This window comes from Nocardia sputorum, assembly GCF_027924405.1.
Classification (GTDB): domain Bacteria; phylum Actinomycetota; class Actinomycetes; order Mycobacteriales; family Mycobacteriaceae; genus Nocardia; species Nocardia sputorum.
This window is the reverse complement of the sequence record NZ_AP026978.1, coordinates 783288-801685: the sequence shown is the minus strand read 5'-3', so window position 1 is coordinate 801685 and position 18398 is coordinate 783288. Positions and strand designations below refer to the sequence as shown.

Genomic DNA, 18398 nt, shown 5'->3' with positions numbered 1-18398 from the left:
GCAGGAAGTACTCGGGTATCGGCGCGCAATACGCCATGGCCGTGGCGGCGGATCGCCCGTGTCCGCTAGTTCCGTTGCAGTGCCGCCCGGAGCTCGTCCGGAGTGGAGACCGGAAGGTCGCAGACGGAGCCGCGGCAGACGTAGGCGGCGGCTGCGTCGCGAACCAAAGGCCGGTCGGCCAGAAGGGGGACGGCGTCCGGGGCGGCGGCGAGGACGACCGAACCACCCGGAGCGGCCGACCGAGCCGCGGCGAGCAATTCGGTCGGGTGGGCGGCCGGCTCGGTGGTGGCGATGGCGACCTGCAGCGGACCCCGGAGTGCCGCCTCGGCGACAGCGAGCCACTGCCCCGCCGAACGGGGCGCACGCGCGAGCACGATCGCGCCGCGCTCGAGGGTGCGGTCGGCGAGTTCGCGGTAGCGGACGGCCCGTGCGGGGTCGCTCGCGGCCGCGGCGGTGAGCAGCGCTTCGGCCAGGGCGGAGGCGCCCGCGGGCGTGGCGCCGTCGATCGGGTCGCGGGGACGGGCGACGAGGGTTTCGGCGTCGTCGGCGGTGTCGAACCAGCCGCCCGGCTGGTCCGGGTCGGCGAAATGCTCGATCGTGAGGTCCAGCAAGCGTTGCGCGTCCGCCAGCCAGCCCAGTTCGCCGGTGGCTTGGTGCAGCGCGAGCAGCCCGGTGACCAGCCAGGCGTGGTCCTCCAGGATCCCGGGCGCGGCACCGGCGACGCCGCCGAGCGAGGCGCGCCGCAGCCGCCCGTCCACCACGTGCTCGGTCAGCAGGAATCGCGCGCACCGGACGGCGGCGGCGGTCCACTCCGGCTCGTCCAGCGCCGCCGCGGCCTCGGCGAGCGCGGTGATCGCCATGCCGTTCCAGGCGGTCACCACTTTGTCGTCCCGCTCCGGCTGGGGGCGGCGGTCGCGCGCGGCGATCAACGCCGCGCGGACACGGTCCAAACGCGCGGCGTCCTCCGCCGTGGCGGGCTCGGTGTACCTGGTCAGCACCGAGGTGCCCTGTTCGAAGTTCCCCGCGGTGGAGACGCCGAAGAATTCGGCCGCCCATGCCCCCTCGATCGGACCGAGCGCACCGGCCAATTCGGCGGGCGTCCACACGTACGTCGCGCCTTCGACGCCGGGTTTGCCAGGCTCCAAGTGGGTGTCGGCGTCCAGCGCCGAGGCGAAGCCGCCCTCGGCGGTCCCCAGGTCATCGAGCAGGAACCGCACGACCTCCCGGGTGACCCGGTGCGACAACGACTCGGGAAGCACCGATGTGCTGCGCCGGGCCAGGTGCGCATAGGCGCGCAGCAGCTGCGCGTTGTCGTAGAGCATCTTCTCGAAATGCGGCACCAGCCACGCGGCGTCGACCGAATACCGCGCGAATCCGCCGCGCAGCTGGTCGTAGATGCCGCCGCGCGCCATCGCCTCCGCGGTGCGGGCCACCACCTCGAACACCGCCGGGTCACCGGTCCGCTCCCAGTGCCGCAGCAAGCCCTCCAGCAGCGCCGACGGCGGGAACTTCGGGGCGCCGCCGAATCCGCCGTGCTCGGCGTCCTCGTCACGCAGCACGGCGGCGACGGCGTGGGCGAGCAACTCCGGGCTGATCGTCAGGTCCGCGTCGGGCAATCCGCTCGCCTGGTCCCGCAGCGCCGCCGCCACCTGCGCGGAAGCCTGGTTCACCTCGTCCCGCCGGGTGCGCCAGGTCTCGGTGATCGCGGTGAGCAGCTGGGTGAACGACGGCATGCCGCCGCGCGGCAGTTTCGGGTAGTAGGTGCCGCAGTAGAACGGTTCGCCGTCGGGTGTCAAGAAGCAGGTCATCGGCCAGCCGCCCTGCCCCGTCATGGCGACCGTGGCGTTCATGTAGACCGCGTCCAGGTCCGGTCGCTCCTCCCGGTCGACCTTCACGCAGACGAAATTCTCGTTCATCTGGTCGGCGGTGGCCTGATCCTCGAACGACTCGTGCGCCATCACATGGCACCAGTGACAGGACGCGTATCCGACCGAGAGCAGAATCGGCACGTCGCGCGCGGCCGCCTCCGCCAGCGCATCGGCATCCCACTGCCGCCAATCGACCGGGTTGTCGGCGTGCTGACGCAGATAAGGCGATGTGGCACCGACCAACTGGTTCATACCGCCAGCCTTCCACATCCGGCGAGCAGGCGACACGACCCACGCGTTGCCCGCTCGAGTCCGCACGACAGCACGAACACCACATCACCGCCTCGATGAGTTCACCCCGCTACGAGGTGGTCGGCGGCCGCGCGGCCGGCAACGGTGACCCGATGGAGGAAATCGGCCAATAGTTCGAGTTGCTCGGGGGTGTAGTCGGCGCACAGGTCCTCGACGGCCGCGTTCATCCCGGACAGCAGGTCGTAGACCTCGCCGAGCCGCTCGGGGAGAGCACGGACGAGTACCGCGCGGCGGTCGCCGGTCGCGCGTTCGCGCACGATCCAGCCCGCACGTTCGAGACGGTCCAGGATGCCGGTGAGGGTCGCGGGATGGAGACCGGCCTGTTTCGCCAATGCGCTGGGGCTCAGCGGGCCATGGCTGTTGATCAGGTCCAGGCAGTCGAAGTCGATGTCCCTGAGTTCGAGGCGGGTGCCGACCTGCCGGTTGAGCAGCGCCAACTGGCTGCGCACATCGCGCAGCGAGCCCTTGATGCGGGTGGTCAGGCGTCGCCGGTGGCGGACATCACTGTAATTTTCTATTGAATCCATATCATATCCGTCTCAAAGTAAATAATATGACTTTCATATCGTACGACGTCCAGCAGATTCAGATGGGCGCTCACCAGGGAAGAAGGAATCGACTATGTACGTCATCATCGGAGCCACCGGTACGGTCGGCCGGGAAGTGGTCGCGCAACTCCGCGCGACCGACACGGCCGTCACCGCCGTGACCCGGGACGCCGGACGGGCGCAGATGCCGCCGGGAACCGTTGTGGTGCAGGCGGATCCCGCGGTGCCGAGCATTCCCGCCAAGACCTGGAACGGCGTCGAGGGGGTGCTGTTGAGCTCCCGCGCCGTCACCGCCTCGGCCGCGGACATACTCTCCGCGGCCTCCGATCACGGGGTGCGGCGCGTGGTGGTGATCTCGGCGTCGACGGTGGAATACCCCGCCGGGGAGCCGCGGTTCATGGCCGGTTTCCGGGCACTGGAGGCCGCGGCCGAAGCATCGGGCCTGGCCTGGACCGCTCTGCGCTGCGCGGACTTCGACGCCAACACCTTGGCCTGGGTACCGCAATTACAAACCGGGGACGTGGTACGCGGCGCATACGGCAAGGCCGCCACCTCACCGATTCACGAGAGCGATATCGCCGCCGTCGCGGTGCGCGCACTGACCGAGGACGGCCACGAGGGCCGCCGCTACCTGCTCACCGGCCCCGAGTCGCTGACCCAGTACGACAAGGTCCGCATACTGGGCGAGATCACCGGCCGCGACCTGTCGTTCCTCGAGCTCACCCCCGAACAGGTGCGCGCCGGGATGACGGCACAGGGCCTGCCCGCAGAGGTCCCGGACCGGCTGCTCGGCTCACTGTCCGATTACGCCCGCGTCCCGGGTCCCACCACCGGCACCGTCGGCGAGCTGCTCGGCCGCCCCGCCCTCGATTTCGCCGCCTGGGCCGCCGAACACACGGTCGCCTTCACACGCTGACAGGCCGGTCATGTCCCTCCCCGGCGTCCACGCGGCTCCACCGCCAACTGCACGTGAATTGTCGTTCAGCCGCGCCGACACGAAACCGGCCAGCGCGGTGGCCAGCACGAGACCGGCGGTTCCAGCAGGCGGCGCACGGCCTCGTAGGTCAGCCAACCCACGAGCACCATCAGCGTGACGCCGTTGGCCCGCGCGGAGATTGTCTCGGCGCGCTTGATAAGAGCTTGCCACCGCGGGCCGAAATGATTGGCAACCCTTCGAATCAGCCGCTACAGTCCTATCCGCGTCCGGTGCGCAGGCAACGGTTACTTCTGTTTTCGGTGGATGGGTTGCGGGTTCGAATCCCGTCCGGGTTGCGAGCGATCCGGTAGCTCAATTGGCAGAGCTATCCAAAGGCAGGGTCTTCGGGCCCGTTGGGCTCGATTCGTCGAGCCGGTATTCCGTCGCCGCCCTGATCTCGGGCGCTCCACCGTCCCGTGTGGGAGCGGCAACGCCAGTTCGGCCGCTCCCGCACGGGAGGGCGAGTCGCCGATCTCCCGGCTACGTGTTCCTCGAATGCGGCTTCGACAAGAGTTTCGGCAGCAGAGCTGATTACGTGAGTCCCATGCCGCGCCGTTTTCGGCTCTTCCGCCGACTATGCCGTCCGGGCCAGCACTTCGCGTCCGACATAGGCCAACAACCGGCGGTGCGCCGGTTCGTCCTCGGCGACGGCGATCTCTGGCCCGAAAATGCCGGGCGCGCGGAAAGAATCGATGCCGCCCATGGCTTGCATGGTGGCGAGCAGTTCGCCACACAGTTGGTCGTCGGCCAGATCCGGCCGGTCGATGGCCACCGCGATGTCGACACCGTGCACGAGAACCTCGGTGAGATGGACCAGCGCCGCCGCGGGGCCGGGCAGTTCCCCGAGCGAGATGCCCACCGTGCCGTCGAGCGCGTCAGGCCGGTGCCAAGCGGCGCGGTCGACCTCCGCCGCCGCCGCGTAGGCGCCCTGTGGATCGCCGCCGAGCCAGTCGGACTCGTGTTCGGCGCCCGCGTCCGTGCCGCTCAGGGCCGCCGCGAAGATGTGCATCCCGCCCACGGTGTGGTTGAGGACGGTGCGGACATCCCAATCCCGGCACGGCGTGGGCGCTGCCAGACCCGCTCCTCCCACGGCGGCGACGATCGCTCCGGTCGCATCGAGTGCACGGTCGATCTGTCCGATCACGTTGTCCATGAGCATCCTCCGGTCGAGCGGTTTGGCTGAATTGGTAACACAGGACACCGACAAGCGCGCGGCAATGCGAACTCCACCTTGCGCCGAAATAGTTGCCGGGGATGTGCTTCTCGTGACCACGGCGGGAAAAGGAGATGCGCGGGATCGGACGGTCCCGCTACCCTCGGTGCAGCACCCGGTGCGCAGGCAACGGATACTTCCACTTCTAATGGACAGGTTGCGGGTTCGAGTCCCGCCCGGACCTCATGGTCCGGTAGCTCAACGGCAGAGCGGTACGTTCCGTGGCCGATTTCGATCTCGGGTGCACTGCAACTCACGCATGTGTGAACCAGCCCGGTGCCGGGAACCACGGTTACTTCGGACCCGAAAGATCCGGTTCGATTCCGGACCGCCCCGCGGCGGTAGTTCAACGGCGAGCACGGAGGGCATGATCCGTGATCTCGGGCCGGTTCACACGGACGACTTCGCGGCGCGTGTCCGGTGCGCAGGCAACGGCTACTTCGGGTTCGATTCCTGCCGAATCCATTTCGGTCGCTCGATACGGCGAGCATGCCGTCGCCGCCTCTTCTCGGACACCCCGTAAAAATAAGATGCGGCATGCGGATTCGTCTCGCTACAGTTTCGGAGCACCCGGATGAAACCGGGTGCGCCACAATTCCATCGCACCTCCCGGTGCGAAGTCGGCGGCTACTTCTCCACCACAAACCTCGGGGAATTTCCGTCGACGAACAACTATCTCGGGGGGCATCGCGCGCACCGGCCCGGTGCGACTTCTCGGCGACTTCCACACTCGGGCAGACCGTGCCCGCGTTGATCGGTGCGCCGCCGAGGATTCCTCTCGGGCTGAAGTCCGCGCCTGTCCCCGTGCAGAACTGGGGGAATCCATGAGCAAGTTCAACCTGGCGCGCCCCGGCGCGACTTCACCGGTCACCAGCGAGACCCGGCCGACCGGCCGCACCTTCGAAGGCGGCGCGGGATACGCGCGCACTCCGCAGAGCGAGCTGTTCCTGTTGGCCGTCACGAACATGGTCGGCGAGCACACCTTCTACGAGTCCGCCGGTCAGCGCGACGACCGCTACGCCGCGCTGGTGCGCCGGACGACGCTCGCCGACCCGGAGTGGACCGCCCGCTTCCTGCGCTGGCTGCGTACCGAGGCGAACATGCGCAGCGCCGCGCTCGTCGGCGCCGCCGAGTTCGCCAAGGCGCGGCTGGACGCGGACGCGCCGGGAATGTCGCGGCAGGTGATCGACTCGGTGCTGCAGCGCGCCGACGAGCCCGGGGAACTGCTCGCGTACTGGACCTCCGTGCACGGGCGCGCGGTGCCCAAGCCGGTCAAGCGCGGCATCGCCGACGCCGTGCGCCGTCTGTACGACGAGCGCGCTGTGCTCAAGTGGGACAGCACCGCGCGCGCGTTCCGCTTCGCCGACGTGCTCCAGCTCACCCATCCCGCACCCGCGGCCGAAAAGCCCTGGCAGGGAGCGTTGTTCGCACATGCGCTGGATCGGCGATACGGACGCGAGACCGACCTGCCCGCCACCTTGGCGGTGCTGCGTGCCCGCGCTGAGCTGATGGCACGTCCGCTCGAGCACCGCCGTGCGCTGTTCGACGACCCCGAGCGAGCCCGTGCCACGCTGCGCGCGGCGGGCATGACCTGGGAGGCGGTCGCCGGCTGGCTGCAGGGTCCGATGGACGCGCCGGTGTGGGAGGCGTTGATCCCAAGCATGGGCTACATGGCCAAGCTGCGTAACCTGCGCAACTTCGACCAGGCCGGGGTGAGCGACGCCGTGGCCGCGGAGGTGGCCGCCGAACTCGCCGACCCGAACCAGGTGGCCCGCTCGCGGCAGCTGCCGATGCGGTTCCTGTCGGCGTACCGGGCCGCGCCGTCGCTGCGCTGGGGCCACGCGCTCGAGCAGGCGCTCGGTCATTCGCTCGCGGCCGTGCCCGCGCTGCCCGGGCGCACGCTGGTGCTGGTGGACACCTCGGGCTCGATGCAGGCCGGGTTCGCCAAGGACGGCTCGCTGGCGCGCTGGGACGCCGCGGCGCTGTTCGGCCTCGCGCTCGCCCGGCGCTGCGCGCAGGCGGACGTCGTGTCGTACTCCAGCCCCGGCGGCAGCTGGAAGGGCCACGCTCGGCCGGCCAGCCTGGTGTTTCCGCAGCGGCGCGCCGAGCCGGTGCTCGCGGCGGTGCGGCGGTGGCGCGAGGAGGGCTACTTCCTCGGCTGGGGCACCGACACGGCGGGCGCGGTGCGTGAGCACTACGCGGGTCACGACCGGGTCGTGATCCTGACCGACGAGCAGGCGCACGACGGCGACGTCGGCCGGGCGCTGCCAGGCCGGGTACCGCTCTACACCTGGAACCTGGCGGGATACCGCTACGGGCACGCCCCCGGCGGCACACCGTACCGGCACACCTTCGGCGGCCTGACCGACGCCGCGTTCCGGATGATCCCGCTGCTGGAAGCGGGGCGCGACGCCGACTGGCCCTTCTGACCTGCGGTGGGGCCGAGACCACTCGCTGCTCTCGGCCCCACCGCCGGTCTACCCCAGCACCGGATAGTTGGCCCGGATGACACCGTGCGGGTCCCGGGCGCGCTTGATCGCGCGCAGCCGGGTCAGCGTCGCGGTGTCGAAAGCCGCGGAAGCGTCTTCGCCGGGCGTGAGGAAGGTGTACGGCTTGCCGCCGCTGATCTGCCCGCTCACCGCGTCGACGATGGCGGTGCGCCGCGCGTGGACCGCGTCGGCGAGGTGCGGCAACCCGAGCCCCAGGCAGTAGAGCAGGTACGGCTGCGCGATCGGACCCCGGGCGCCCCCGTCCGGCCTGGTCTCGGCCAGCGCGCCGCCCAGGTGGCGGATCTGCACGTTCGCCAGCGGCGCGACCGGTTCGTCGATCAGCGTCTTGACCACGGCATCGCCGAGTTCGGTCAGCTGCTCGGCGCGCGAGAGCGACGGGCTCGGCGTCGTGGGTTCGCCGGTGACGGCGCCGATGTCGGCGGGCCCGAAAACGCCGCGCTTGTCGAGAATCGGCGCACCGATGGCGTCGAGCCGAGCGAGCATCGCGCGTCCTCGATCCGGGTCACCGAGGTAGACGGCGTCGATGCCGACCATCGGCGGCGCGTCCGGGATCTGCAGGCGCTGGAACCACACGCTCAGCTCGTCGGGCGCGTCGGCGGTGATCTCCTGGAAGACGTCGAACACCTCGCGGATCCGGGCTTCCGGCCACAGCATGCGGCCGCCGAACAATTCCGGCGCGGGGAACAGATCGAACTCCAGCGCCGTGACCACCGCGAAGTCGCCGCCGCCACCGCGCAGGGCCCAGAACAGATCCGGATCGTCCTCGGCCGTGACCCGGCGGCGGGCGCCCGCCGCGTCGACGACCTCGAACGCGCGCACCGCGTCGCCGGCCCAGCCGTGCTTGCGGCCGAACCAGCTCATGCCGCCGCCGAGGGTGTATCCGGTCACGCCGACGACCGGGTTGCTGCCCGCCAGGCCCGTCAACCCGTGCCGGGCAGCGGCGGACTGCACCCGGCCCCACGCCACCCCGGCGCCGACGCGCGCCACTCGGCGCTCGGCGTCGATCTCGAGGCCGTCCAAGTGCCCGGTGCGCAGCAGAATCGCGTCCGGCACCCCGCCGGAGGCGCCGTGCCCGGTCGGCTGGGTGACCACCGGTACGCCCGCGCCGCCCGCGTACCGCACCACGGTCGCGACGTCAGCCGCATCGCCTGCGTGCACCACGGCGGCCACCGGCTGCGCGACTGTCGTCGTCCACGGCCGGGCCGCGTTCTCGAATCCCTCGTCACCCGCCACCAGCACACGGCCGGGCAGCGCAGCGCGCAGTTCGTCGAATGTCATCGCTCTTTCCTGACTGTCAGCGGTCGATAGGAGACGCGGGCAACGAGTCCTGGGCGGCTGTCCGGGAGGACGAGCCGTGGTTCGTGCCGCGACTACCGCTTTGACGAAAGAGCGGGCGGAAAGGTAACAAATAGCAGGTCAGAAGGGCTCTTGCCCCATCAGCCGGATTCGGCGCGCCCTTCGGGGTCGGCGCCCTTCGGCTCCTCGGCCCGCCGCGTGATGCCGTGCTCGGTCCCTTCGTCGGCCTCCTGGTCCGGTTCGGGATGCTCGGGCTCGAAGGTCGCGGGCAGACCCTTGATGTGCCGGTTCATCGATCGAATCAGCAGGAACGTGCCCGCCAGCAGGAGCAGCACGATGACCAGACCCAGCGGCGACGCCTTACCGAACTCGGGCCCGGTCGGCGTGCCGGGCGTCTGGGCGAGCAGGACCAGCGTCACGACCGCTCGTCCTCGATGCCCGCGAACAGGTCGGTCTCCGGTAGCTCCGTGCGCACCCGGGTCTTGGCCAGCTCGAACTCCTCGGTCGGCCACAACCGCTGCTGCATCTCCATCGGAATGGCGAAGAACGCGCCGTTCGGGTCGATTTGCGTCGCGTGCGCGCGCAAGGCGTCGTCGCGCTGCGGGAAGTACTTGGCACAGTCGATCTGGGTGGTGATCCGGGCGAACATGTCACCGCGCTCGGCGGCGTACTTGCGCATCCGGTCCAGCCATTCCTGCAGCGGGAACGGCTCGCCGAGACGCTCGTACTCCGCGGCGAAGATCTCCATCCGCTTCATGCTGAAGCCGTGGTCGTAGTACAGCTTGAGCGGCGTCCACGGCTCCCCCGCGTCCGGGAAACGCTCGGGGTCGCCCGCCGCCTCGAACGCCGCCATCGACACCTCGTGGCAGCGGATGTGGTCGGGGTGCGGGTAGCCGCCGGTCTCGTCGTAGGTGGTCATCACGTGCGGCTTGAACTCGCGCACCACGCGGACCAGGGCCTCGGTGGCCTCCTCGAGCGGAACCAGTGCGAAGCTGCCCTCCGGCAGCGGCGGCAGCGGGTCGCCCTCCGGCAGACCCGAGTCGACGAAACCGAGCCAGTGCTGGCGCACGCCGAGCGCGCGGGCCGCGGCGGCCATCTCCTCGCGGCGGATCTCGTGGATGCGCTCCAGGACGCCTGGGGTGTCCATGGCGGGGTTCAGGATGCTTCCGCGCTCTCCGCCGGTCAGCGTCACGACGAGGACGTCGTGTCCTTCGTCGGCGTAACGGGCGGTCGTCGCGGCACCCTTGCTGGATTCGTCGTCTGGGTGGGCGTGCACCGCCATGAGGCGAAGGCCACTCACGTCTCGTTCTCCGTCGCTCTCGGTCGCGGGTGTCGGGGCTTCGTTACCTATAGTTCCATTCGACCCGCATTTGTTCCGACGTACCCCCCGGGAGCGACCACCATGAGCCAGCCCGCGCCGGAGAGCGGCGGCGACGCCGAAGCCGCGGCGGCGCCCCCCAGCGGCCCCCCGGCCGACCGGTACGGCACGCGGCCACGCAAGCCGCGCCGCTGGGTCGTGCCGGTGCTCGGTGTGTTGGTGGTGCTCGCCGGGCTCGGCGTGGCCTACCTCGGGTATCAGAAGTACGGTCCGGAGGACATCGAGGCCGAGCAGCTCGGCTACGTCGTCGTCGACGACTCGACCATGACGATCAGGCTCAAGGTGACCCGGGCCGATCCGGAGCGGCCCGTGGTGTGTTTCGTCCGCGCGATGGCGCGCGACGGCTCCGAACTCGGCCGTCGCGAGGTGCTGATCGAACCGTCGAGCAGCGGGACGGTCGAGCTGACCACCGTGGTGCGCTCGTCCGCGCGGCCCGCGTCGGGCAGCGTGTACGCGTGCAGTGATCGGGTACCCGGCTACCTACGGGTTGGCTGATTTCCGCGCATCCACCGGCGACCTGCCCAGGAAATCAACTCCGACCAGCACATTTGTGAATCATGCTAAAATGGCGTGATACACGGTTCCGGGGCTCGGAGCCGTGTTTGCTGCATTGGCGGCCAGCGCTGACGGTTCGGGCTTGCGAGCTTGCCCGCGACCAGGGCCTGTCGGGGTTCGATGAACTTCCCAGGATCGCTCTAGCCGTCGACTGGTGCGTGCCCGCCTCCGGGTGGGCGCACGCCGGTGCTCAGGGAATCCCGGCCTGCCGGGAACAACTACTAGGGAGTGATCGAGATGACTGAGACGCAAGTGACCTGGCTGACCCCGGAGTCGCACGACAGGCTCAAGAGCGAACTCGACGCGCTCATCGCCAATCGTCCGGTCATCGCCGCCGAGATCAACGAACGCCGGGAAGAGGGCGACCTCAAGGAGAACGGCGGATACCACGCCGCCCGCGAGGAGCAGGGTCAGCAGGAGGCGCGCATTCGCCAGCTGCAGGAGCTGCTGAACAACGCCAAGGTCGGCGTCGCACCGACCAAGTCCGGCGTCGCGCTTCCCGGGTCGGTCGTCAAGGTCTACTACGACGGCGACGAGACGGACACCGAGACCTTCCTGATCGCCACGCGCGAGGAGGGCCTCAACGATTCCAAGCTGGAGACCTACTCGCCGAACTCCCCGCTCGGTGGCGCGCTCATCGATGCCAAAGTGGGCGAGACCAGGGAGTACACGCTGCCGAACGGCAATACGATGAAGGTCACGCTGATCAGCGCCGAGCCCTACCACAGCTGATGGTTCAGGCCGCGGCATCGCGCCCGGCCGATACCCCCGCGGACACGAGCGGCCGCGCCCGATCATCGGGTGCGGCCGCTTCCTCATGTCCGTGAACCTAGCTCAACGCCTGCTCGATGTCCGCGAGCAGGTCGCTGACATCCTCGATCCCGACCGACAGCCGCACCAGATCCGCGGGCACCTCCAGCTCGGATCCCTCGGTGGAGGCGTGCGTCATCGCGGCCGGATGCTCGATCAGCGACTCGATACCGCCCAGGGATTCGGCGAGGGTGAACACCTCGGTCCGCGCGCAGAACTTGCGCGCCGCCTCCACGTCGCCGCCCAGGCGCACCGAGATCATCCCGCCGAAACGCCGCATCTGCCCGGCCGCGACCGCATGGCCGGGGTGCTCCGGCAGGCCGGGATAGATCACCTGGGAGATCGACGGGTGCCCGGACAGGAACTCCGCGATGGTCTCGGCGTTGTCGCAGTGCCGGTCCATCCGCAGGGCCAGGGTCTTGATGCCACGCAGCGTGAGGAACGCGTCGAACGGGCCGGGCACCGCGCCCGCACCGTTCTGCAGGAACGCGAACGCCGCGTCGAGCTCCGGATCGTCGGTGATCAGCGCACCGCCGATGACGTCGGAGTGGCCGCCGAGGTACTTGGTGGTGGAGTGCACCACGATGTCCGCGCCGAGCCGCAGGGGCTGCTGCAGGTAGGGGGTCGCGAAGGTGTTGTCCACGACGAGCTTCGCGCCCGCCGCGTGCGCGACGTCGGCCAGCGCCGGGATGTCGCCGATGCTCAGCAGCGGGTTTGTCGGGGTCTCGATCCAGACCAGCTTGGTGTTCGGCCGGATCGCGGCGCGCATCTCGTCCACGTTGAATACGTGCGCGGGCGAATGCTCGATACCCCACTGGCTGAAGACCTTGTCGATCAGCCGGAAGGTGCCGCCGTAGGCGTCGTCGGGGATCACGATGTGATCGCCCGGTCGCAGCGTGGCGCGCAGCGCACAGTCGGTCGCGGCCATGCCGGACGCGAACGCCCGGCCGTAGCGGCCCGATTCCAGCGCGGCGAGGTTCGCCTCCAGGACCGACCGCGTCGGGTTGCCGGTACGCGCGTACTCGAAACCGCCGCGCAACCCGCCCACGCCGTCCTGGGCGAACGTCGAACTCGCGTAGATGGGCACATTCACCGCGCCGGTCTGCGGATCGGGTTCGTACCCGGCGTGCACGGCCCGTGTGGAGAATCCCAGCTCGCTCATGAGGGCCAGCCTAATCGGGGCGATTCCAGGGCAACTTCCCGGTGCGGGCATATCGCGGCGGTGCGCGCAGGCGAATCGGGCAAATCCCCACAACGGCGTCGGCACACCGGGATCCCGACCCGCGATTCGGTCGAATTACGCGGATGTCCGGCCCGCGCCGAAAATAATGCGCCGATGCGTCGTGCGTGAGTTCAGTCTCACCGAAACCGCCCCCTCTAGGCTGAAGCTCATGGTCACCGTGGAAGAACTGTTCGCCACCGATGCACTGCTGTCCGAGGACGAACGCGAGATCCGGGACACCGTCGCGGCCTTCGCGGCTCGGCGGTTGCGCCCGCATGTCGCCGAGTGGTTCGAGGCGGGCACATTCCCGGCCCGCGAACTCGCCCCCGAACTCGGCGAGCTCGGACTGCTCGGCATGCATCTGGAGGGCTACGGCTGCGCGGGCATGTCGGCGACCGCGTACGGCCTGGCCTGCCAGGAGCTGGAGGCGGTGGACTCCGGCATCCGCAGCATGGTCTCGGTCCAGGGTTCGCTGGCGATGACCGCGATCCACAAATTCGGCTCGGAGGACCAGAAGCAGCGCTGGCTGCCGGAACTCGCCGCCGGGCGCGCGATCGGCTGCTTCGGGTTGACCGAACCGGACTTCGGCTCGAACCCGGGCGGCATGCGGACCCGGGCGAAGCGCGACGGCTCCGATTGGGTGCTCAACGGCTCGAAGATGTGGATCACCAACGGGTCGGTGAGCGACGTGGCGGTGGTCTGGGCGCAGACCGAGGACGAGGGCAGGCAGGTGATCCGCGGGTTCCTGGTGCCCGCCGGGACGCCCGGCTTCACCGCGCGGGAGATGCACCGCAAACTGTCGCTGCGCGCGTCGGTCACCGCAGAGCTGGGCTTCGACGACGTTCGCCTGCCCGCCGACGCGGTGCTGCCGGGTTCGCGGGGACTGGCCGCGCCGCTGGCGTGCCTGAGCGAGGCGCGTTTCGGCATCGTCTTCGGCGCGCTCGGCGCGGCGCGCGAATGCCTGGCGGCCACCATCGAGTACGCCAGGACCCGCGAGGTGTTCGACAAGCCGCTGGCCGCCTACCAGCTCACCCAGGCCAAGCTGGCCGACATGGCGCTGGAGTTCGGCAAAGGTCAGCTGCTCGCGCTGCACATCGGACGGCTGAAGGACCGCGGCGTGGTCACGCCGGAGCAGGTGAGCGCGGGCAAGCTGAACAGCACGCGGGAGGCCATCGCGATCGCCCGTGAGTGCCGAACCATCCTCGGTGCCAACGGGATCACGCTGGACTACCCGGTGCTGCGGCACGCGAACAACCTGGAGTCGGTGCTCACCTACGAAGGCACGGCGGAGGTGCACCAGCTGGTGCTCGGGCGGGCTTTGACCGACGCGAACGCTTTCCGCTGACCAGCCTTTCACGCCCAGGCCGGTCAGCCGCCGGGGGCACCGGAGGTTCGCTGTCCTCCTCGACGGACAGGCGGCATTGATAATGCCTGTCGTAACGACCTGCCGTGCGATGCCGTTCGTGGTCGGCGCGCACCACCCCCACTTTCGGCACCGCACTCCTGCGTCAGCCCGGCTGATCGGCGTCGAGACGGTCGGCTCGATCGCCTTGCGGCGGGCCGGGCGGCCCGTACCGGCAGCCGGACACGGGGGGCCGCTCGCCGACCGCCCTGGCCCACGATCGTGGCGGCGATCCGGCCGTCGACGGATGACGAGGAACCGGCAAGGGGCACGAACGGTGCTGATGAATTGCCGAATCCCGTCCCATGCCCGCATCCCGCCGGATATGCCCAGCCGGAGCCGGACGACCGCCCGGCAGCCGACCGGACGCCGGTCCGTTCCGGGCGCGGATCATGCTCGCGCAGAACCGATTCGAGCCTGCGCGAGCAACGGACGGACACTACTGTCGGTGCATGTCGTCGATCCGCGCCGCCGAGGTTTTCGCGGCACTGTCGCTGACCACCGATCTCGCCACCGGGATGCCGTTCGAGAAAGGGCTGGCCACCTGTCTGGTCGCCACCGGCCTCGCCGAGCGGATCGGGCTGCCGGACGCCGAGCGCCGCGCGGTCTTCCACGCCGCACTCCTCGCCGACCTCGGGTGTACCGGCCGCGCCTCGGAGAACGCGGAGTGGTACGCCGACGACATCGCGTTCCAGCGCGCGTGCCGGGTGCTCGACCCGGGTGATCCCGCCGTCTTCACCGCGCAGCTGCGCCGATTCGGCAGTTGGTCGCCCGCCGCCCAATCGGCGCTGCGCAATCGGTTCGTCGCGCAGTCGCAGATCGCGCCGCCGCAGGCGCTGCGGTCCTCGGGCGAGATCGTCCGGGCGCTCGGACCGCGACTGGGCTTGCCGGATGCCGCCGTTCGCGCGCTGACCGAGGTGGAGGAACGCTGGGACGGGCTCGGTGCGCCGAACCGGCTGCGTGGGGAAACCATCTCGCTCCCGGGCCGGATTCTGCACGTGGCCGAACAGGCGGTACTCGCGCTCGAGACAGCCGGTCCGGAACCCGCGCCGGTCGCCCCGCGCGACCGCGACCCGGCGGACAAGGCCGAGCACGAACAGGCACGTCCCGCCCTGGGCCGCATGGCGAGGCGGCCGGACGTCGTCGAGGAGCTGCGGCGACGGTCCGGCGGGCACCTCGACCCCGATCTGGTCGCCGTCTGCGACGCCGACGCCATCCGGGCGGCGCTCGACGTCCCCGACCTGCTCACCGCCGTCCTCGCCGCGGAACCCGGAACGCCGTCGACGCTTCCTGCCGCCGAACTCGACCGCCCCGGCCTGGCGCTGGCGATGGTCGTCGACTTGAAAGGCCGTTACCTGCTGGGGCACTCGGCGCACGTGGCCGGATTGGCCGACGCCGCTGCGGCCGGAATGGGCCTGCCCGCCGACGACCGGGCGGCACTGCGCGCCGCCGCCCTGCTGCACGACCTGGGCCGCGCCGCGGTGTCCAGCGCGGTCTGGGACCGCGGCGGCCCACTCGGTCCGCGAGAGTGGAAACATGTGCGGCTGCACAGTTATTGGACCGAACGCATCCTGCGCCGCTGCCCGGGCCTGGCGAGTCTGGCCGATGTCGCCGCAGGGCACCACGAACGCCTCGACGGCAGCGGCTATCCCCGGCGCAGGAGGGACACCTCGCCTGGGGCGCGATTACTGGCGGCGGCGGACGTTTTCGCGGCCTGCACCGAAGCGCGGCCCTATCGGCCGGCCGCCCGCCCCGCGGAAGCCGCCGCCCACCTCGGCGCCGAAGTCGCCGCGGGCCGACTCGACGGTGCGGCCTGCGCCGCCGTCATCGCGGCCGCCGAGGACCGCCCCGGCCCCGCGGGGCACGACCTCTCGGAGATCGAGATCGACGTGCTGCGCCGGTCGGCTCGTGGCCAGTGCGGCCGGGAGATCGCCGCCGAACTGCTCCTGCCGGAACGCACTGTCGCGCACCACCTCACCGAACTGCGTGCCAAGACCGGCCACCGCACCCGGGCGGGCGCCGCCGTCTTCGCGATGTCGCACCGCCTGCTGCCCGGCTGAGCCGGTTCTCTCCGGACTCCTCTTCTTGCCGAGGGGGATTCGCCTGCCTGCGGGCCTACGGAGACGTCCTCACACGACTCGGCGCGGGGGCGGGTAGAGGATTGTTACCTCTTGTCATTCACATGCCATATAAGTGTCACCGTCAGGCCAAGGGGCACGCGGATGATATTGGGGGAACCGGGCATTGGGGCGATGCCTCCACCGTCACACCACTGGAGGTGCGAAGATGCACACGTCGACGATAGACCCTCACGCGCTGCGTTCGGTTCCGGATGCGCTGGGAGCCGGCCATGTTCGTGCGTGACCATCTGCCCCGGCGCTCGCACGGCGGCGTCCGGCCGCTGCCGGACCAGCGCGAATTGGTGGCCGCCTTCGGTGGTCATCGGAGCGAGCCGGAGGATGACCACCCGCTGCTCGTGTGGGCCGGGACCCTGGCGGCGCTGCACCGAAGGCGTCACCTGGACCCGCTGGCCGCGGCCGGAATAGATTGCCGCCGATCCGAACTCGTCGCGGCCATCGACGCGTGGGTGATCGACCAGCTGCCGAGGAAGCGGGCGACCGACCACCTGCGCGCCGAATCCGTCGGCGCCACGGTCGACCGCATGGCCGCCGCCCACGTCCACGCCAGCCACCTGCTGCACACCGCCGACAAGGTGTCCGACGCCCGGGTGCACGCCGCCTGGTACCGGCTTGCCCTGCTGGCCGACGAATGGACCGACCTGATCACCGGCGGCGTGCGCGAGACGGTGCGCGGGAGGCGCCCGGCGTAGGCCACGGCTCGCACTCGCCGCCCTACCCGGTGCGGCGAGTGGGCTCCGGCAATCGGCGTCCGGCTACTTCCCGATGCTGCCCGTGCTGAGGAAGCCGAGCAGGTCGTGGCGGGTGATCACGCCGACGGGCTTGCCGTCCTCGACGACCATCAGCGCGTCGGTGTCCGACAGCGCCTTCGTCGCGGCGGAGATGGGCTCGCCCGAACCGATCAGCGGGAACGACGGGCTCATATGCTGGGCCACCGAGTCGGTCAGGTGCGCCCGGCCCTCGAAGACCGCCGACAGCAGATCGCGTTCGGACACGCTGCCCGCGACCTCGCCCGCCATGACCGGCGGCTCGGCGCCGACCACGGGCATCTGCGACACGCCGTACTCGCGCAGGATCTCGATCGCGTCGCGCAGCGTCTCCGACGGGTGCGTGTGCACCAGGTCCGGAAGCTCGCCGGACTTGCCGCGCAGCACGTCGCCCACCAGTGGTTCGGCCGTGCCGTCCAGCCGCTCGCGCAGGAAGCCGTAGGAGCTCATCCACTCGTCGTTGAAGATCTTCGACAGGTAGCCGCGGCCGCCGTCGGGCAGCAGCACCACGACCACCGCGTCGGGATCGCGCCGCGCCACCTCGACGGCGGCGACGACGGCCATGCCGCAGGAACCGCCGACCAGCAGGCCCTCCTCGCGGGCCAGCCTGCGGGTCATGTCGAAGGAATCCGCGTCGGAGACCGCGATGATCTCGTCCGGCACGGCGGGGTCGTAGGCGGACGGCCAGAAGTCCTCGCCGACGCCCTCGACCAGGTAGGGCCGCCCGGTGCCGCCGGAGTACACCGACCCCTCCGGGTCGGCGCCGATGATCTGCACCTTCCCGCCGGAGACCTCCTTGAGGTAGCGGCCGGTGCCGGTGATGGTGCCGCCGGTGCCGACGCCCGCCACGAAGTGGGTGACCTTGCCGTCGGTGTCGCGCCAGATCTCCGGGCCGGTGGTCTCGTAGTGGCTGGCCGGACCGCCGGGGTTGGAGTACTGGTCGGGCTTCCACGCACCGTCGATCTCCCGCACCAGGCGGTCGGAAACGCTGTAGTAGCTGTCCGGGTGATCCGGCGGCACCGCGGTGGGGCAGACCACGACCTCGGCGCCGTAGGCGCGCAGCACGTTGCGCTTGTCCTCGCTGACCTTGTCGGGGCAGACGAACACGCAGTTGTAGCCGCGCTGCTGCGCGACCAGGGCGAGGCCGACGCCGGTGTTGCCGGAGGTGGGCTCGACGATGGTGCCGCCGGGGCGCAGCTTCCCGGACTGCTCGGCGGCATCGATCATCTTCACCGCGATCCGGTCCTTCGAGCTGCCGCCCGGGTTCAGGTATTCGACCTTGGCCGCGACCAGTCCCGCGTTCGGTCCGACGACCGAGTTCAACCGGACCAGCGGCGTGTTGCCGATGAGATCCACGACATGATCCGCGATGCGCATGGACCCCATAGTTGCAGACGCACTAA

Annotated in this window: 15 protein-coding genes; 7 read left to right on the top strand and 8 right to left on the bottom strand. The window is 70.3% G+C overall.

The window, feature by feature from the left end:
- Positions 1-65: 65 nt before the first annotated feature.
- Both QMG86_RS03480 and QMG86_RS03475 read right to left on the bottom strand, forming a co-directional pair.
- Positions 66-2120 (bottom strand): thioredoxin domain-containing protein, encoded by a 2055-nt coding sequence (locus tag QMG86_RS03480; RefSeq protein ID WP_281877636.1) that lies wholly within the window; start codon positions 2118-2120, stop codon positions 66-68.
- Between the two features lie 101 nt (positions 2121-2221).
- The gene (locus QMG86_RS03475; RefSeq protein ID WP_281877635.1) at positions 2222-2707 is read right to left on the bottom strand and encodes a MarR family winged helix-turn-helix transcriptional regulator; all 486 of its coding nucleotides are present in this window, start codon (positions 2705-2707) and stop codon (positions 2222-2224) included.
- A gap of 94 nt (positions 2708-2801) precedes the next feature.
- Between QMG86_RS03475 and QMG86_RS03470 the strand changes: the two genes are divergently transcribed.
- A complete protein-coding gene (locus QMG86_RS03470) occupies positions 2802-3644 on the top strand; it encodes an NAD(P)H-binding protein (protein WP_281877632.1) in 843 nt (280 codons plus the stop codon).
- A gap of 634 nt (positions 3645-4278) precedes the next feature.
- Here QMG86_RS03470 and QMG86_RS03460 read toward each other — a convergent pair.
- Positions 4279-4857 (bottom strand): TIGR03086 family metal-binding protein, encoded by a 579-nt coding sequence (locus tag QMG86_RS03460; RefSeq protein ID WP_281877631.1) that lies wholly within the window; start codon positions 4855-4857, stop codon positions 4279-4281.
- Between the two features lie 884 nt (positions 4858-5741).
- Between QMG86_RS03460 and QMG86_RS03455 the strand changes: the two genes are divergently transcribed.
- Positions 5742-7346 carry a TROVE domain-containing protein gene (locus tag QMG86_RS03455; RefSeq protein ID WP_281877629.1) on the top strand — a complete coding sequence of 535 codons (1605 nt, stop codon included), beginning with the start codon at positions 5742-5744 and terminating at the stop codon, positions 7344-7346.
- A gap of 48 nt (positions 7347-7394) precedes the next feature.
- On the opposite strand, the gene QMG86_RS03450 is transcribed toward QMG86_RS03455, so the two are convergent.
- The 3 genes from QMG86_RS03450 to mca all read right to left on the bottom strand — a co-directional run bounded on the left by QMG86_RS03450 (position 7395) and on the right by mca (position 10023).
- Positions 7395-8705: an FAD-binding oxidoreductase gene (locus QMG86_RS03450; RefSeq protein ID WP_281877627.1), complete on the bottom strand. Its 1311-nt coding sequence runs from the start codon at positions 8703-8705 to the stop codon at positions 7395-7397.
- 158 nt (positions 8706-8863) lie between these two features.
- Positions 8864-9142: a hypothetical protein gene (locus QMG86_RS03445; protein WP_195085991.1), complete on the bottom strand. Its 279-nt coding sequence runs from the start codon at positions 9140-9142 to the stop codon at positions 8864-8866.
- Entirely contained in the window at positions 9139-10023 is an 885-nt protein-coding gene (gene mca / locus QMG86_RS03440) for a mycothiol conjugate amidase Mca (RefSeq protein ID WP_236566950.1), read from the bottom strand. Before mca ends, QMG86_RS03445 begins: the two co-directional genes overlap by 4 nt.
- Before the next feature lie 102 nt (positions 10024-10125).
- Between mca and QMG86_RS03435 the strand changes: the two genes are divergently transcribed.
- Together QMG86_RS03435 and greA are read left to right on the top strand one after the other, a co-directional pair.
- Positions 10126-10596 carry a DUF4307 domain-containing protein gene (locus tag QMG86_RS03435; RefSeq protein WP_281877626.1) on the top strand — a complete coding sequence of 157 codons (471 nt, stop codon included), beginning with the start codon at positions 10126-10128 and terminating at the stop codon, positions 10594-10596.
- Between the two features lie 297 nt (positions 10597-10893).
- Positions 10894-11388 carry a transcription elongation factor GreA gene (gene greA / locus QMG86_RS03430; protein ID WP_043731660.1) on the top strand — a complete coding sequence of 165 codons (495 nt, stop codon included), beginning with the start codon at positions 10894-10896 and terminating at the stop codon, positions 11386-11388.
- A gap of 97 nt (positions 11389-11485) precedes the next feature.
- On the opposite strand, the gene QMG86_RS03425 is transcribed toward greA, so the two are convergent.
- Complete coding sequence (locus QMG86_RS03425) at positions 11486-12628, bottom strand: cystathionine gamma-synthase (protein ID WP_281877623.1); 1143 nt, start codon at positions 12626-12628, stop codon at positions 11486-11488.
- A gap of 229 nt (positions 12629-12857) precedes the next feature.
- Here QMG86_RS03425 and QMG86_RS03420 point away from each other — a divergent pair, with 229 nt between their 5' ends.
- The 3 genes from QMG86_RS03420 (at position 12858) to QMG86_RS03410 (ending at position 16920) form a co-directional block, all read left to right on the top strand.
- Entirely contained in the window at positions 12858-14033 is a 1176-nt protein-coding gene (locus tag QMG86_RS03420; RefSeq protein ID WP_281877622.1) for an acyl-CoA dehydrogenase family protein, read from the top strand.
- Between the two features lie 509 nt (positions 14034-14542).
- Positions 14543-16150, top strand: a complete 1608-nt coding sequence (locus tag QMG86_RS03415; protein WP_281877621.1) for an HD domain-containing phosphohydrolase — start codon at positions 14543-14545, stop codon at positions 16148-16150.
- A 290-nt stretch (positions 16151-16440) separates the two neighbouring features.
- On the top strand, positions 16441-16920 hold the full coding sequence (locus tag QMG86_RS03410) for a DUF4254 domain-containing protein (RefSeq protein ID WP_281877620.1): 480 nt from the start codon (positions 16441-16443) through the stop codon (positions 16918-16920).
- A 63-nt stretch (positions 16921-16983) separates the two neighbouring features.
- Here the strand turns inward: QMG86_RS03410 and QMG86_RS03405 are convergent, their stop codons facing one another.
- Entirely contained in the window at positions 16984-18372 is a 1389-nt protein-coding gene (locus QMG86_RS03405; RefSeq protein WP_063021560.1) for a cystathionine beta-synthase, read from the bottom strand.
- Between the last annotated feature and the right edge of the window lie 26 nt (positions 18373-18398).

Bases quoted from the DNA above. Each gene is read 5' to 3' on its own strand.
- QMG86_RS03480 (WP_281877636.1), bottom strand. From the start codon at position 2,120: ATGAACCAGTTGGTCGGTGCCACATCGCCTTATCTGCGTCAGCACGCC.
- QMG86_RS03475 (WP_281877635.1), bottom strand. From the start codon at position 2,707: ATGGATTCAATAGAAAATTACAGTGATGTCCGCCACCGGCGACGCCTG.
- QMG86_RS03470 (WP_281877632.1), top strand. From the start codon at position 2,802: ATGTACGTCATCATCGGAGCCACCGGTACGGTCGGCCGGGAAGTGGTC.
- QMG86_RS03460 (WP_281877631.1), bottom strand. From the start codon at position 4,857: ATGGACAACGTGATCGGACAGATCGACCGTGCACTCGATGCGACCGGA.
- QMG86_RS03455 (WP_281877629.1), top strand. From the start codon at position 5,742: ATGAGCAAGTTCAACCTGGCGCGCCCCGGCGCGACTTCACCGGTCACC.
- QMG86_RS03450 (WP_281877627.1), bottom strand. From the start codon at position 8,705: ATGACATTCGACGAACTGCGCGCTGCGCTGCCCGGCCGTGTGCTGGTG.
- QMG86_RS03435 (WP_281877626.1), top strand. From the start codon at position 10,126: ATGAGCCAGCCCGCGCCGGAGAGCGGCGGCGACGCCGAAGCCGCGGCG.
- greA (WP_043731660.1), top strand. From the start codon at position 10,894: ATGACTGAGACGCAAGTGACCTGGCTGACCCCGGAGTCGCACGACAGG.
- QMG86_RS03425 (WP_281877623.1), bottom strand. From the start codon at position 12,628: ATGAGCGAGCTGGGATTCTCCACACGGGCCGTGCACGCCGGGTACGAA.
- QMG86_RS03420 (WP_281877622.1), top strand. From the start codon at position 12,858: ATGGTCACCGTGGAAGAACTGTTCGCCACCGATGCACTGCTGTCCGAG.
- QMG86_RS03415 (WP_281877621.1), top strand. From the start codon at position 14,543: ATGTCGTCGATCCGCGCCGCCGAGGTTTTCGCGGCACTGTCGCTGACC.
- QMG86_RS03410 (WP_281877620.1), top strand. From the start codon at position 16,441: ATGTTCGTGCGTGACCATCTGCCCCGGCGCTCGCACGGCGGCGTCCGG.
- QMG86_RS03405 (WP_063021560.1), bottom strand. From the start codon at position 18,372: ATGCGCATCGCGGATCATGTCGTGGATCTCATCGGCAACACGCCGCTG.